At 66.8% G+C, this 14,752-nt stretch carries 11 protein-coding genes and 1 riboswitch; of the genes, 3 read left to right on the top strand and 8 right to left on the bottom strand.

Annotated features, from left to right (window positions below):
• Positions 1 to 30 precede the first annotated feature (30 nt).
• Both QOL57_RS20475 and QOL57_RS20480 read left to right on the top strand, forming a co-directional pair.
• Positions 31 to 1,005, top strand: a complete 975-nt coding sequence (locus tag QOL57_RS20475) for a Dyp-type peroxidase (protein ID WP_089241611.1) — start codon at positions 31 to 33, stop codon at positions 1,003 to 1,005.
• A gap of 137 nt (positions 1,006 to 1,142) precedes the next feature.
• Positions 1,143 to 1,559 (top strand): hypothetical protein, encoded by a 417-nt coding sequence (locus QOL57_RS20480; RefSeq protein ID WP_089241609.1) that lies wholly within the window; start codon positions 1,143 to 1,145, stop codon positions 1,557 to 1,559.
• A gap of 187 nt (positions 1,560 to 1,746) precedes the next feature.
• Here the strand turns inward: QOL57_RS20480 and pnuC are convergent, their stop codons facing one another.
• From pnuC to QOL57_RS20515, 7 genes are all read right to left on the bottom strand, one after another.
• The gene (pnuC, locus tag QOL57_RS20485; protein WP_089241607.1) at positions 1,747 to 2,328 is read right to left on the bottom strand and encodes a nicotinamide riboside transporter PnuC; all 582 of its coding nucleotides are present in this window, start codon (positions 2,326 to 2,328) and stop codon (positions 1,747 to 1,749) included.
• Complete coding sequence (locus QOL57_RS20490; protein WP_089241606.1) at positions 2,325 to 4,505, bottom strand: TonB-dependent siderophore receptor; 2,181 nt, start codon at positions 4,503 to 4,505, stop codon at positions 2,325 to 2,327. The genes pnuC and QOL57_RS20490 overlap by 4 nt, the downstream gene beginning before the upstream one ends.
• Before the next feature lie 70 nt (positions 4,506 to 4,575).
• Positions 4,576 to 4,671: riboswitch (TPP riboswitch) on the bottom strand.
• 155 nt (positions 4,672 to 4,826) lie between these two features.
• Entirely contained in the window at positions 4,827 to 5,954 is a 1,128-nt protein-coding gene (locus QOL57_RS20495; RefSeq protein WP_089241604.1) for a phosphotransferase, read from the bottom strand.
• Positions 5,955 to 6,083: 129 nt separating this feature from the next.
• Positions 6,084 to 6,494 carry a glycine zipper 2TM domain-containing protein gene (locus QOL57_RS20500; protein WP_059063181.1) on the bottom strand — a complete coding sequence of 137 codons (411 nt, stop codon included), beginning with the start codon at positions 6,492 to 6,494 and terminating at the stop codon, positions 6,084 to 6,086.
• Positions 6,495 to 6,738: 244 nt separating this feature from the next.
• Positions 6,739 to 8,760, bottom strand: coding sequence for a peptidoglycan-binding protein (locus tag QOL57_RS20505; protein WP_089241602.1), 2,022 nt, complete (start codon positions 8,758 to 8,760; stop codon positions 6,739 to 6,741).
• Between the two features lie 107 nt (positions 8,761 to 8,867).
• Positions 8,868 to 9,803: a hypothetical protein gene (locus QOL57_RS20510; RefSeq protein WP_176429894.1), complete on the bottom strand. Its 936-nt coding sequence runs from the start codon at positions 9,801 to 9,803 to the stop codon at positions 8,868 to 8,870.
• Between the two features lie 203 nt (positions 9,804 to 10,006).
• Positions 10,007 to 10,645 (bottom strand): response regulator transcription factor, encoded by a 639-nt coding sequence (locus QOL57_RS20515; RefSeq protein WP_089241600.1) that lies wholly within the window; start codon positions 10,643 to 10,645, stop codon positions 10,007 to 10,009.
• Between the two features lie 75 nt (positions 10,646 to 10,720).
• Here QOL57_RS20515 and QOL57_RS20520 point away from each other — a divergent pair, with 75 nt between their 5' ends.
• A complete protein-coding gene (locus QOL57_RS20520; RefSeq protein WP_089241598.1) occupies positions 10,721 to 14,329 on the top strand; it encodes a transporter substrate-binding domain-containing protein in 3,609 nt (1,202 codons plus the stop codon).
• On the opposite strand, the gene QOL57_RS20525 is transcribed toward QOL57_RS20520, so the two are convergent.
• A complete protein-coding gene (locus QOL57_RS20525; protein ID WP_089241596.1) occupies positions 14,323 to 14,724 on the bottom strand; it encodes a c-type cytochrome in 402 nt (133 codons plus the stop codon). The genes QOL57_RS20520 and QOL57_RS20525 overlap by 7 nt on opposite strands.
• Between the last annotated feature and the right edge of the window lie 28 nt (positions 14,725 to 14,752).

The following is a 14,752-nucleotide window of genomic DNA, read 5'->3' on the forward strand; positions in this document are numbered from 1 at the left end:
TTTGCCCGCCTCAAGTCAGCAGGAACTGCCGTGAACGCCCAGCCCGCCCCCATCACCGCCCTCAACCACACGCTCGACAACGAGCCGCAGCAGATCACCGCGCCGCTGACCCATTCGGCCGCGTTCCTGGTGCTGACGGTGAAGGACGATGACGCGTCGCTGGCGAAAGTACGCGAGGTGCTGGCCAGCACCGATGACCTGATCAAGAACACCGCCATCCGCGAGATCGAGCGCACCTTCACCTGCAACGTGGCCATCGGCCACCGCGTGTGGGCGCCCCTGGTGGGGAGCACGCCGCCGCGCGAGTTGAAGCCGTTCCAGGAAGTGAAGGGTGCCACCCATACGGCTGTGTCCACGCCGGGTGACCTGCTGTACCACATCCGCGCGCGCACGATGGACCTGATCGTGGCGTTCGAGAAGAACCTGCTGCTGGCCTTCGGTGATGCCGTGGAAGCGGTGGATGACGTGGCCGGTTTCCGCTACTTCGATGGCCGCGACCTGCTCGATTTCGTCGACGGTACCGCCAACCCGGAGGGGCTGTCGCTGCCGGAGGCGACCATCGTCGGCGACGAAGATCCCGAGCATGCCGGTGGCAGCTACGTGGTGGTGCAGAAGTACCTGCACAACCTCGATGCCTGGCGCGCGCAGAAGACCGAAGTGCAGGAATCGATCATCGGCCGCACCAAGCACGACAACATCGAGCTGGACGACGCGCCGGCCGACGCGCAGAAGTCGCACAAGACGCTGTGCACCATCGAGGATGCCGACGGCGAGCACGAGATCCTGCGCGACAACATGCCCTTCGCCAACCCCGGGCGCGGCGAGTACGGCACCTACTTCATCGGTTACACGCGTCGGCTGTGGGTGATCGAGAAGATGCTGGAGCGGATGTTCATCGGCAATCCCGCGCCGCTGCACGACCGCATCCTCGATTTCTCCACCGCGACCACCGGCGTCACCTTCTTCGCCCCCTCGCGCAAGGTCCTGGCCGACCTGGGGGAGTAAAGCCACGCCACGCGTGGTTTTCGCGGTGAATGGTCCGGCGCAGCCACGCATGGCGTGGCTCTACTGCGGCCTCCGCCATCTGCCTGTCATCTACAGCGCTGACCATGACGCGTTGGACGGCAGTGGAGACGTGGGTGATGAATTCTGCAGGCAACAGGCGCACCACGCGCCGTGGTTGGCGCCCGTTGGCATGGCTGCTGGGCCTGCTGGCGCTGGGGAACGCCAGCGTGTCCGCACAGGACGCGCCTGCGCATTGGATGGCCTATGCCGCCTCTGTCAGCGGCGAACTGCAGCAGCGCCTGCAGCAGGAACAGGAGCCGCAGGCGCAGCGTGTGCTGGCCTGGCTGCAGGAACATCCCGATACGCCGACACCGCTGGTGGTGAGCGTGTGGATCGCCCGCGATGGCGCGATCTCCAGACTGGAATTCGACAGCCTGGGCGATGCCCAGATTGATGCCGATCTGCGCGCGACGCTGCAGGCCACGGGGTTGCCGGCGGCGCCGCCGAAGGACATGCGCCAACCGCTGCGGTTGGGGCTGCTGCTTACCCAGTAGATCCACGCCATGCGTGGATCGCGTGCCGATTGCCCACAACAGCCACGCATGGCGAGGCTCTACTGTGTGTCTCCGCATGCGTGGCTGCGTTTGGCAGGTGCCAACCAAGGTTGGCGACTACCAGTAGATCCACGCCATGCGTGGATGGCGCGCCGGTCGCCCCACAACAGCCACGCATGGCGTGGCTCTACCGCGTTGCCAGCTGCGGTTCCCGCGCGGCTGCACGCCACGCCCGCAGCCCGAACAATGCCAGGCCCAGGAAGAACACGTACAACGCAGCAGTCACGTGCAGCGACTTGAACAGGTACGCGCCCACGTAGACCACGTCCACCACGATCCACACCCACCAGCAGGCGGCGTGTCGGCGTGCCTGCCACCACTGCCCGACCAGGCTCAACGCGGTCAGCATCGCGTCCAGCCATGGCAGCGCCGCATCGGTGAAGGTATGCATGCCGGCGCCAAGCGCGACGCCGCCACACAGGCCGATGGCAAGGTCGCGCAGCAGCGTGCCACGCGCCAGCGGCACGATGCGGATGCTGCCTTCATCGGCCGCGTGCTGGCGCCAGTTGATCCAGCCGTAGACCAGGAAACCACCGAAGGCGACCTGCAGCAGCGTGTCCGAGTACAGCTTGGCCTCGGCGAACACCGCGCCATACAGTGCGACTGACAGCAGGCCGACCGGCCACGCGGCCAGCCGCCGCTTTGCCATCAGCCACACCCCGAGGATGCTGAAGAGGGCCGCAGTCCACTCGAGCGCGACGCCGCTCACAGTGCGAACGTCACCGACAGGCGAGCCTGTCGCGGCGCACCCGGGAACAGGTAGTAGTCACCGCCGCTGCTGCCGGTGTCGCGCCAGTAGAATCGGTTGAACAGGTTGTCCACCGACAGGTTCCAGGTCACGGCACGCTCGTGCAGGCGGTGCTGGAAGCGCAGGCCAGCGTCGAACACCGAGTAGTCCGGTGCGCGCACACCGCCGTCGGCGCGGGCGACGTTGGCGGCGGCATAGCGCCAGCCACCGGTCACATCCAGGCCTTCAACGAACGGCAGCGCGTAGGCCAGGTGCACGCTGGCGCGCATCTTCGGCACGTTCACCAGCTGATGGCCTTCATAGGCCGGGGTGCCGCTGTCGCGGGCGCGCGCCTGCAGCACGCTGGCGCTGGCGACGATCTGCAGCGCATCGGTCAGCTGGCCGTTGGCGGTCAGTTCCAGCCCGGTATGGGTCTGCTGGCCTTCTTCGACGAAGGTGTAGCCGGCATCACTGCCGTCGGGCTTTGCGTATTGGTAGGGCTGGGTGGTGCGGAACACCGCGGCGCCCAGGGTCAAGGCTTCAACCGGCACGTACTTCACACCCACTTCCAGCTGCCGCGACTGCATCGACGGCAGGAAGGTATCGGCGTTGGACGTCCAGAACGGTGCTTCCTGGCCCAGCGAAATGCCACGCACGTAGCTGGCGTAGGCGTTGAGCTGGTCAGTAGCCTTCCACACCAGCGCGGTCTGCGGCAGGAAGCGCGACAAACGGCTGTGGCGCTGCGGCGTGCCGCGCTTGTCGTAGGCGCGCTCGTCCAGGCGCACGAAGCGGCCACCGGCCAGCCACTGCCAGTTTTCGCCGAAGCTCATCCGGTCCAGCGCGAAGAACGCGGTCTGGCGGCTGTCCAGGCGTCGTGCCGATGCACCCGGCATCTTCGGCGAGGGTTCGAACACCGGCACCTGCGCATCGTGGATGTTGCTGGTGCCGACGTACTCGTTGACGCTCGGGCGCTTGTCGACGGTGCGGCGGAAGTAATCGGCGCCGATGCTCAGCTGGTGGCCGACGCTGCCGGTGTCGAAGCTGCCGCGCAGTTCGGCACGCGCCTGTTGGTTGCGGCGGGTATCGTCCGGGCTGCGGTAGTCGTAGATGTCGTAGTCGCCGTTGGGGGCGAAATAGTTGCCCGGCACGCTGCCGTCCGCGCACCCTGCGGTGTAGTAGCAGCCGTAGGCGAAGGCGACGTTGTCATCGATCACCGAGCGGCTGTGGCCGATCGACAGCCGCGACTGCCAGGCATCGTTGAAGTCGTAGGTGTGCAGGGCGGTGATGTTGGTGCTGGCGATGTCCACCGGCCGCTGCCACGGCTGGTAGCCGAGCAGGCGCTCGCGGTCGACGCCACGCGGCAGGTCGCGCGCGCCCAGCAGCTGGAAGCCGGACACCGAGCGCTGCGAGCTGGTCTGGTAGTTGGCATCCACTTCCAGCTTGCCGTGTTCGCCGATCAGCCAGTCGGTGGCCAGCGAATAGAAGTTGCGGCGGCCGTCGGCATGCTCGACGTAGGAATCACTGGCATCCCAGGCGGCATTGAAGCGGACGCCGAAGCGCGGGGTCAGCCAATGACCGACATCCACGGCGGCATAGCGCGAGCCTTCCGAATCGGTGCCCAGAGTGACCGTGCGCACTTCCGCCGGGCGCTTGCCCACGTAGTTGATGATGCCGCCGGGCGCCATCACGCCCGCCGCCAGGCCGGCTTCGCCCTTCAGGATCTGCACTTCCTGGATGTTCTCCAGCGCCAGGCGCTGTTCGCCGGCGATGGACATGCCGTTGAAGCGGTAGCCGGTGGCCGCATCCAGCGCGAAGCCGCGGATGGCGATGTTCTGGTAGTAGCCCACCGGCGCATAGGCATCGCCCAGCGAGGCGTCATTGCTGGCCAGCTCGGACAGCGAACGCACCTGGCGACGGTCGAGGTAGTCGCGCTCCAGCACGTTGACCGAGGCGGGCGTGTCCTTCCAGGAGCCGCTGCCGAAGGCGTTGACGCGCGAGGTATCGGCTTTCGGTTTGCCGGCCTGCACGCGCACTGCCGCCAGTTCGGTGGGCGAGGACGGCGGAGCATCAACGGCGTCGGCGCCTGCCTCGCTGGCGTACAGCGGCAGGGCAGCGCAGAGGGCAAGGGCGAGCAGGGTGGGGCGCAGGCAGCGGTTCATTCGATTCGTCTTCAGACAACAAGGGAGACGAAGCGACGGCGCGCAGGTGCACCGGCCCATGACGGGGGTGTGGCTGCGGCTCAAAGCTCCCTACGCCGGTGCAAACCGGATCAGGTTCCAAGGGACTCTCTCAGCCTGGCAGATCCAGGCACCCCCGCTTCAGGTGACCATTTCACTACAAATGGTACGGATTTGCGAGCCACCGCCCTTCAGCCGGGGTCAGATCCCTTTCCAGCGGAAACGGATCTGACCCCGGCCGAGCGCATCATCGACGCATGGCGTCGATCTACCGGGTACCCGGCGTGTTGGGTGGCTCGCGGCTTACGCGGCGGCGTGCAGGGCCGCCAGCAGGGCCTGGCCGGGGGCCGTGGCGAACCACGCCGGATGCCCGAGCATGAACGGCTGCCAGGCGACGTCGGCATTCGCGGTGGAGCCGGTAACGCCCTCGAAGTACTCCACTTCGGACAGAGCGAAGTCGAAATGCACCATCGGCAGCAGGTCGGCCAGCAGGTGCACGCGCGTGGGCGACAGCGGCAGTTCCTGCCGGTAGCCGTCCAGCAGGGCCAGGGCGATATCGATGCGTACCGCGTCGGTGCCGCGCTCCAGTTGCAGCCAGGCCACCGCGTTGCGTTCGATCGCGGTGGCCAGGTCGAACAGCGCGCTGGTCGGCGAGGCCAGGCCGAAATCGAGCACCGTGGCAATCGTGCCGTCGTCGTTCCACAGCAGGTTGGAGACGTGCCAGTCGTTGTGCGCCCACAGCCGTGGTTCGTCCTGCAGGCGCGCGGCCAGGCCGTGGTGCCACGGCAGCACATCGCGGCGCAGCTGTTCCTCCCAGGGAATGCGCGCCAGGTAGCGGGCCAACCCGGGGCGGTTGCCGAGGTCGGCCTTCAGCGCGGCGATCGGGTCATCGGCGCGGATCAGGTCGTCGCGTGCCACCAGCAGATGGGTACTGCGTTGCGGGGCGTGGTAGCCGGCTGCCGCGCGGTGCAGTGTGGCCAGCATGCGCCCTGCCTCGCGGGCCTGGGCGACGTCGGTCAGCGGCGACCATGACGGCAGCTCGCGATACAGGTCCTTGCCGGCGCCCACCGCATGCAGTTCGTAGGTCCATTGGCCGTGTTCGAGTGCGGTGCGGCCGTGGCTGCTGGCCAGCACCTGCACCACCGGCATGCCGGCAGTCGCCAGATGTGCGATGAAACGGTGTTCTTCTTCCAGGCTTCCCGCGCTGCGCACACTGTGGTGGTGGCGCTTGATGAAGACCGGACCGCGCGTGCCGTCGACGATGGCCGCGGCCGACAACGGACGCGGGCTGTGCCAGCGCAGCGTGCTGTCCGCGCCCAACTGCGGAAAGTGGCCATGCAGCCAGGTGATCTCCTGCGCGTCGATCGCCGGCCAGTCGGCGGCGACCTCGTCGTTGTTGAGGCCCTGCACGCGATGGGGGGAAGAGGTCATGCCACGGCCGCTGCTGAGTAGAGGAACATCCAAGGCTGCGCATTCAACGCCATGGGCGCCGCAGACGCAAACGGGCGGGTCATCGACCCGCCCGTCAGGGACATCATGCGCGGCCTGTGGCCGGCGCGCTTACCAGCCGCGATGGCGGCCGCGGTCGTGGTAGTAACGGTTGTCATGGCGCTCGCGCTGCCAGCGACGGTCATCGCGGCGGTCGTAGCCATAACCGCGGTTGTAGCCCCGGTCATAACGGCGGTCGTAGCCACGGTCGTAACGGCGGTCATAGCGCCCGTCGTAGCGGCGATCATGGCGGTCGGAGGTGGTCAGGTTGCCGATGGCGCCGCCGGCAACCGCACCGCCGACGGTGGCGGCCGGGTCGCCGTTGGAGATCAGGTGACCCGCCACGCCGCCGACCACGGCACCAACTACGGTGCGCTTGTCCTTCCTCGACATCGCGCTGGCATCACTGACCACGGCCACGCCGGCAAGCAGTGCCAGGGCCATCGCCAGACCACGGAAGCTGAGTGCGGAAGTGCTGAGCATGTTGGGTTCTCCTGTGAGGTGCATGCCACGGTGGGCAGGGAGGGCGCTGGGCGCCCCGGCTGCCGTAGGGACCACGCTGGTGCCCGGACATTGCCGGAACATTGCGCGCGATCCCCGTGCGGCTTGCGCATTCATCTAGCGTCAGGCGGCATGAAGCGAGGCTGAAAGCGCTGCGGCCGCTCAGCTGCCAGAAAGGAAAAGGGCCGCAGTACGCGGCCCTTTCCCTGGTCTCCCCCTGCCTGGCTCAGTGGCCCATGGCGCGCTGGGCCTGCTTCACCTGCTCCTGCTGGGCGTCCTGCTGCTGCAGGACATTGGGTGCACCGTGCACCGCACCACTGCTGAGTGCCATGCTCTGCTCGCTGGCAGCGCGGGTGTCCACCGCCGCACGGCAGGCGGCCGGGTCGCCGGCGGTGCCCTGTACGGCAAACATGCGCTCACCATTGGTGCTGGGCACCACCGAGTCGATGCGCTGCATGCCGCTGGCCTGCGCTTCCTTGGTCAGTGCGGCGGCAGCGGCCTCCAGTGCATGGCGATCCTTGAAGGTGCCTGCCGGCAGGCCTTCCATGCCCTTTACGGCCTGGTTGTACATCGGGTTCTGCGGATGGCGCTCGTCATTGAGCAGCGGGCGCTCGCGCGCGTCCTTGATCGCATCCAGCGTCTTCGGGCCGATGATGCCGTCCACTGCCAGACCGTTGTCCTTCTGCAGCTGGCGCACGGCAGCCTCGGTGTTGCGACCGAACTTTCCATCTTCGACCAGCGGTTTGCCGTCGGCGCCCACATATCCCAGGTGGCCCAGCTGTTCCTGCGCCCTGCGTACACCTTCGCCGTGCGCACCCTGCTTATGCACTTCGTTGCTGGTCTGCGGCTTTTCCTGCGCTGCCGGCTTCGGCTCGGCCGCACCCTTGGCCTGCGCCTGCGCCTGGCTGCGGTTTTCCAGCAGGTCGCGTGCCTGGTGCAGGGGATCGGAGGCGAACAGTTTCCAGTTCGGGTGGTCCTTCACCTGCTTGAGGTAATCCTCCACTGGCATGGTGTGCACACCCAGCTTGCCGGTGGACTGGCTGATCAGCAGCTTGTCGGTGTTCGGGTCACGCACCACCATCACGATGTGGTCGATGCCATTCCAGTGCTCATGCTTGGTCTTGGCCGTATCCAGGCCGATCACCATGCCTTCCTTCAGCGCACCCGGCTTGAGGATGTCGTCGCGCTTGAGCAGCACGCCCGAGTCCTTGTAGGCCTCGTGCACGATCCCGCCGGAGCCGGCGAAGCCCAGCTTGATCTTGTCGGCGTCGGCGAACACCGCGTGGCCGGCCTTCTGGTTGATCTCGTCCTGGGTCTTGTTGAGCATCGTGCCGACCCAGCCGGAGCAGTCGATGTAGCCCTGCTCGACGTTCTTGCCGGTGACACCCTTGCCACGGTAGTACTGGCTGGACTCGATGTTGATCGCGTACTTGACGTTGTCGTACTTCACGCCGGCGTTGTAGGCCGCATCCAGCGAAATGCCGGGTGCATCCGGCTTGGCTGCGGCAGCCGTGGCGGTGGCGGCGATGGTCGCGGCACCGGCGGCAACAGCGGCCTGCGCGGCCGGGGTCACGGTCTGCGTCGGTGCGGCCTGCACCGGTGCCGGACGTGCCTGGCCCTCGGTGATCGGTGCGATGTTCTTTTCCGGGATGCTGATCGCGTCGTACTTGCGGTCGTAGTACTGGGCGAAGGTGCTGGCCAGGTCACGATCATTCATCGTGCGCATCTCGGTGCGCGTGTGCCCGGTCAGCGCTTCCACGTCGCCACCGATCTGGCCCATGATGCGCGGGCGCATGTTGATCGGATCGCCGTGGCCATCACGCACCAGGCCGAACGTGCCGGTGGCGATCGCGGTCTGGATCGAACCGTAGCCGGCCGCACCCTGCTGGTGTGCCAGATACAGGTCCAGGCCGCTCGGCTTGTCATCACCGGACAGGTATGGGTGGCCGGTGCGGTCATGGCGCTTTTCCATGTCCACCAGGTTGCGCTTGAACATCTCCGCTGCCGCTTCGGTGTTGCGGGTCGGGTCGTACTCGTGGCCGGTCAGGCCGTACTGCTTGGCCGACGACGGCAGGAACTGGAACAGGCCCTTGGCATCGGTCTTGTCGTTGTGCGCGCGTTCGTTGAAGCGGCCACCGGTCTCGATGTGGGCAAAGCGCAGGAAGTCCTCGCTGGCGATGCCCTTGCGCTGTGCAACCTGCTCGATGATGTCGAGAACTTCCTTTCTGCTGTAGTCACGTTGTGCCATGACACTTCCTCTGGGGTTGATGGTGCGGCCTTTGCCGCGATACGCCAACCGGACTCATCCGTGAGTCTTCAACATGTCGGTCAACAGGTGCTGCGGGGTGTTGCGTCTTACTTTTCGACGTAGGCCTTGCGGGCGGCGTCGTAGTGGTACTGGCGTGCATCGGCCGCACCCAGCGCACGGGTCTGGCCCGGGCCGGAAATGGTGGTGCCGGTGGCGGTGACACTGATGGTGGGCAGGTCGCTGCCGGCGACGGCGTTGAAGGCCAGAACGCCCTGGTTGCTGACGCACGGCATCACCTGGCCGTCGTCGCAGGCGGCCGAATTGTCTTCGCCGGTGATCACCGTGCCCAAGCTGGCCCAGACCTGGCCGTCTTCGGATTTCTCGTAGTCCGGGTTGAACACCAGCACGGCGTAGCTTTCGATGCTGGTACCGGTGGCGAAGGTGCTGGTCGGCACCGCCAGTACCAGCTTGCCGGCCGGGGTGCGGTACTCCAGCGGCTTGCGCTTGCTGTCGATATCCGGCGCGGTGCCATAGGCGCCGACGGTGCCGATCCACGGTTCGGCGCCCTTGAACACCCACGGCCGATCCGGCTTGTCGCCGGTCAGGGTGAAGGTGGCCTCGGTCAGCGTGACCTGGCTGTCCGGACCGACATCGTCTTCGCCGGGCTTGCCGTACTTCTGCGGTGTGTTCCAGGCAAAGCCGGTGTAATAGCGGGTGCCGGCTACTTCGAAGGCATGGCCGAACCAGAAGGTGGCGACACTGCCATTGGCTACTTCATACGAAACGGCGCCATCGCCGTCGACGTCGTAGATGAAATACAGCACGCTGCCGGCATCGGGGGGCGTGGCGGTGGCCGTGGTGGCGGGTGTGGCGGAGCTCTGCATCGGGGCAACATCCTGTCGTGGCGCGGTGGCGCCCTGTGGTGACGCGGTCGAAGTCGAGGGGGTGCAGGCGCTGGCAAGCAACGCAACGAGCAGGCCGGCGAACGTCGCACACAGACGTGGGCGGACACGGGCCAGGCGGGATTCCGGAAGGATCTTCATGCACCTCTCCATGGTTTGCGGGCGTCGGGCAGGAAGGCCAACGCAGAACACGCCCCGCCCTCGATGAGGGGGAACGTCGTGATGAGCCGGTCGATTCCTTCGACCTCGCATAGGAGAACCCATCAGGGTGGATGATGGCACAGATGCGACGGTGATCACAGGGGGCAGGGGGAGCCTCCCCCCAGCGAGCTGTGACCGGTTTCTCAGATCCTGCCGTCGCGCAGGTAGTCGAACAACTCCGCGTCGCCCTTCAGCCCCAGCTTGAGCATGGCATCGCCCTTCTGACGGCTGATGGTGCTGACGCTCTTGTGCAGCTGCAGCGAGATTTCCTTCACCGTCATGCCGGTGCCGAGCAGGCGCAGCACCTCCACTTCGCGCGGTGACAACGGCTTGCCGTCGCCCTCGCGCATGCGCCAGCTGCCGGCTTCCTCCACCCGTTCGCGCAGGCTGCGGCTGATGTAGGACTGGCCGCGGTAGACCGCCTGGATCGCCTGCGGCAGTTCATCCATCGACGAACTCTTGTCGACCAGGCCGAGCACGCCGCTGTCGAGCACCATGCGCAGGATCGCCAGGTTGTTGGAGACACTGAGCATGAGCACCGGCAGGTCGGGATGGCGGCGGCGGATCATGCCGATCATGGCGAAGCCATCGGCCTGGGGGCTGCCGGGCATCGAGTAGTCGGTGACCAGCAGGTCGCAGGGCTGGGTCGTCAGCAGGGTCATCAACGCCTGGGCGTTGTCGGCCTCGCCAACGATTCTGCCAACGCCGCTGGATTCGATGACGGCGCGGGTACCGATACGGACCACGGGGTGATCGTCTGCGATGATGATGCGCAAGGTCATGCTCTAGTATGGCCACCGGCACGCCGGACCGCGACCGTCGCGGTCCCTGGCAGGACTTCCAGGAGATCGTTGCAGATGCGCAGCTGGGCGGCTCGTGGACTTGTCCTGTTGACGACCCTGCTGGCTCTGCCGGCGCTGGCCCAGCCCGCGTCCGTGCCGGGACCATTGCCGCTCAGCCCCCTGCAGCGCGAATACCTGGCCGCGCATCCTGTTGTCGTTGTTGGACAGTATGACAGTGGCTGGCCTCCTTTTGAGTCGATCCAGGACGGGAAGCAGGTGGGCCTCGGCCCGGACTACCTGACGCTTTCGGCCCGGCAGCTTGGTCTGAAGGTGGAGACGCGCCGCTTTGCGGACTGGCCCTCGGTGCTGGATGCGGCATGCCGCGGCGAGATCGACGTGATAATGAACATCGCGCTCAGCGCCGAGCGTACCCGTTGCGTGGTCTACACCGCCGCCTATGCCGAAGCACCGCTGGCCATGGTCGGACGTCCCCAGGACCTGCGTGCCTCGGAGGCACCCGATCTGGATGGGCTGCGCGTTGTGGTCGAGCAGGACTTCCTGACCGGACCGCAGGTGCGTGCGCGGTTCCCCAGGGCACGACAACTTGTCGCAGACAACACGCTGACCGCCCTGCATATGGTCAGAGACGACAAAGCCGACATTTTCATCGGCAATGCCTACGTGGCAACGGAACTGATTGCCGCCACTGGACTGAAGGGTGTGGCGTTGCTGCGGCCCAGCGATCTGCCCCCGGAGCAGTTGCATTTCGGTGTTCCCAACAGCAAGCAGCCGTTGTCCGAAGCACTGGATCTGGCGCTTGCCGCCGTCAGCGAAGCACAGCGCGACGCCCTCGCGCAGCGCTGGCTGCCACCGCCGCAGTGGTCGGCGTCGGCGCAGCTGGCGTTGAGCCAAGCCGAGAAACGCGTGCTGCAGCAGCCGTTGAAGATCGGCTTTGCGCCCAACGCCGCGCCGCTGTCGTTCGCCGACAGGAATGGCAAGCCCAGTGGCCTGACCAATGAATACCTGCAGCGCCTGCTGCAGGCCGGCGCCAACCTGCAGGTTGAGAACAGCCATGACTGGTACGAGGTGCGCGAGAAGGCGCGTCGCGGGGAACTGCAGGCGGTGATCGGCATTCCTTCCGATTCGAGCTATCTGGGGCCGGAATGGGTGTTCAGCCAGCCCTTCATCACCGTGCCCAACGTGATCGTCACCCGCACGGACAGTCCGTCGATGCTGGGCTTGTCGGACCTGGACGGCAAACGCGTGCTGCTGTCCGATCCGGAGCGTATCCGCGGCTACGTGCAGCAGCAGGCGCCGTCGGTGAAGATCGTCGCCGCGCGCAGTGCCGAGCAGGCCCTGCAACGTCTTGCTGATGGCGAGGCCGATGCCTACGTGGGCAACCTGGCGCTGGTCGACCAGCTGCTGCGCAATCGCTTTCCGGGGCGCCTGCAACTGGCCGCGCCAGCCGGGTTCAACGACCAGCTGGCGCTGGCGGTGGAGCGCCGCCATGCGGCATTGGCCACCACCTTCGACCGCCTGCTGCTGCAGATGGGGCCACGTCGGCGCGAGGCCCTGCGCGGCGATTGGCTGTCGGTGGAATATCGCGATGGGGTGGACTGGCGCACCCTCCTGCGCTGGGGCCTTCCCCTGCTGCTGGTGCTGGCCACCGCTGTGGCGGTGCACGGGCTGGGGCACTGGCGGTTGCGCCGCGAGGTGGCCGGCCGCCGCGAGCTGGAGCAGCGTCTGGCCGAGGTGACCGACAACCTGCCTGCCATCGTCTACCAGGCCCGCCGCGAAGCGGACGGTACCTTGAGCTTTCCCTTCATTGCCGGCGATGTGCAGTCGATGTTCGGCATCAGCCGGCAGCAGGCGGAGGCGGACGGGCAAGCGCTGCTGGCCTGCATCGATGCCGATGACCGCGAAAAGGTGTTGCGTGCGATGGAACTGGCGGCGCGCAATTTCGCACCGCTTTCCTTCGAGTTCCGTATCCATCGTGACGGAGGCGTGCCTTGCTGGGTGCGCAGCCAGGCCCATCCGTATTCAACCGAAGCGGGCGCGGTGACCTGGAGTGGTTACTGGGTGGACGTGAGCCAGGCGCGCGCGCAGGCCGACGCGCTGGCGGCGGCGATGGTCGAAGCCGAACAGGCAGCGGCAGCGAAGTCGCGCTTCCTGGCCACCATGAGCCATGAAATCCGCACGCCGATGAGTGGTGTGCTGGGCATGCTGGAAGTGCTGGCGCATTCGCCGTTGGACGCCGAACAGCAACGCATCCTCGGCGTGATCGAAGACTCGGCGCAGATGCTGCGGCAGATCCTGGACGACATCCTCGACTATTCGCGAATGGAAGCGGGCGCGCTGCGGCTGGAGCCGGTACCGCTGCCAGTGCGGCCACTGCTGGAGGGGGTCCATCGGTTGTTGTTGCCGCAGGCCACGGCGCGCGGCCTGGACCTGCAGCTGGACATCGACGAGCAGCTGGCCCAGGCCCATGAAGTGGATGGCGTGCGTTTTCGACAGATCGTGTTCAACCTGCTCAGCAATGCCATCAAGTTCACCGTGAAGGGCTCGGTGCGGCTGCAGCTGGAGGTGCTGGGGCCCACTGCGGAGGATGGCAGCCAGCCGCTGCGCCTGAGTGTCACCGATACCGGCATCGGCATCGCTCCAGAGCAGCTGCCGACCCTGTTCGAACCCTTCACCCAAGCCGGTGCTTACATCCAGCGCGACCACGGTGGCACCGGGCTGGGCCTGAGCATCTGCCGGCGCCTGGTGCAGAAGATGGACGGCGAGCTGAAGCTGGAAAGCACGCTGGGCGAAGGGACGCGGGTCGAAGTGCTGCTGTCGCTGGTGGAGGCGCGCAGCGAGGATGTGATGGCACTGCAGGCCGAGCATCAGCAGATCGCGCTGTTGCCCCCTGATCTGCGCCAGGCGCGGGTGATGGTCATTGAGGACCATCCCACCAACCAGGCGATGATGGCATGGCGCCTGCAGCAGCTGGGCGTGCCGCATGTGCTGGTCGATGACGGGCAGCAGGCCCTGGACCGGCTGGCGGAGGAATCCTTCGATCTGGTCATCACCGATTGCCGCATGCCGGTGCTGGATGGATTCGGCTTCACCCGCCTGCTGCGCGAGCGCGAGGGGCGCAACCTCCAGCCGCGGATGCCGGTGCTGGCGCTGACCGCCAGCGTGCTCGACGACGACGCACGCCGGTGCCGCGAAGCCGGCATGGATGACGTGCTGGCCAAGCCGTTGTCGTTGGCGACGCTGCGACAGGCGTTGCTGCGCTGGCTGCCGCGCGCCGACGGCGTGGAGGATGACCAGACCGCCATGGACAGCGAATGTGAGCCCGATGGCGATGAGGGACTACCCGACCTGGCAACCCTGCAACGACGCTTCGGTTCGCGCGAAATCGCCCAGCAGCTGCACGACAGCCTGATCAGGGCCAGCAACGAAGACATCGCGGCCCTGCAGCGCGCGCTGCAGGAAGGCGACCGCGTGACGGCCGCGCTGCATCTGCATCGGCAGGCGGGCGCGCTGGGTGCGGTGGGTGCACGGGGCCTGGCCGATCGCGCCAACGCGCTGGTCGAACGGTTGCAGGCCTCAGGTGATGCCGAGATCGCAGCGGCGATCGCTGATGCCGGACAGTTCGTGGAGCATCTGCAGCACCAGCTGCAGCACCTGGCTCACTGAGCCGCGTATTCCTGCAGGTAGGCGATCACCAGTGCACGACGCTCCGCGCTCGGGAAGGCGTTGTACATGCGCGTACCGGGCACCAGATGGGTGGGCGACTGCAGGAAGGTATCCAGCGTCTGCGCACTCCACACGAAGTCGGCGCGGCGCATGCCTTGCGAGTATCCGTAGTCGGGCAGGCTGCCCGCACGGCGGCCGATCACCCCATGCAGGTTGGGTCCGAAGCGGTGGATGCCGCCGGCCTTGACGGTGTGGCAGCCGGCACACAGTTCGAACGCTTGCTGCATCGCCTGCTGGCGTGCCTGTTCCGGCGTGCTGGGCGCAGCCGGTTGGCGCTGGCACGCGCTGGCGGCCAGGGTCATGGCAACAACAAGAAGCAGATGAAAGGCGCGCATGGCGGGCAGGATAACGGTCGCACGCAAC

This window comes from Stenotrophomonas sp. yr243 (assembly GCF_900184195.1).
Lineage (GTDB): Bacteria > Pseudomonadota > Gammaproteobacteria > Xanthomonadales > Xanthomonadaceae > Stenotrophomonas > Stenotrophomonas lactitubi.

Coding starts and splice junctions, on each gene's coding strand:
- QOL57_RS20480 (WP_089241609.1), top strand. CDS start 1,143: ATGAATTCTGCAGGCAACAGGCGCACCACGCGCCGTGGTTGGCGCCCG.
- QOL57_RS20490 (WP_089241606.1), bottom strand. CDS start 4,505: ATGAACCGCTGCCTGCGCCCCACCCTGCTCGCCCTTGCCCTCTGCGCT.
- QOL57_RS20495 (WP_089241604.1), bottom strand. CDS start 5,954: ATGACCTCTTCCCCCCATCGCGTGCAGGGCCTCAACAACGACGAGGTC.
- QOL57_RS20500 (WP_059063181.1), bottom strand. CDS start 6,494: ATGCTCAGCACTTCCGCACTCAGCTTCCGTGGTCTGGCGATGGCCCTG.
- QOL57_RS20505 (WP_089241602.1), bottom strand. CDS start 8,760: ATGGCACAACGTGACTACAGCAGAAAGGAAGTTCTCGACATCATCGAG.
- QOL57_RS20510 (WP_176429894.1), bottom strand. CDS start 9,803: ATGAAGATCCTTCCGGAATCCCGCCTGGCCCGTGTCCGCCCACGTCTG.
- QOL57_RS20515 (WP_089241600.1), bottom strand. CDS start 10,645: ATGACCTTGCGCATCATCATCGCAGACGATCACCCCGTGGTCCGTATC.
- QOL57_RS20520 (WP_089241598.1), top strand. CDS start 10,721: ATGCGCAGCTGGGCGGCTCGTGGACTTGTCCTGTTGACGACCCTGCTG.
- QOL57_RS20525 (WP_089241596.1), bottom strand. CDS start 14,724: ATGCGCGCCTTTCATCTGCTTCTTGTTGTTGCCATGACCCTGGCCGCC.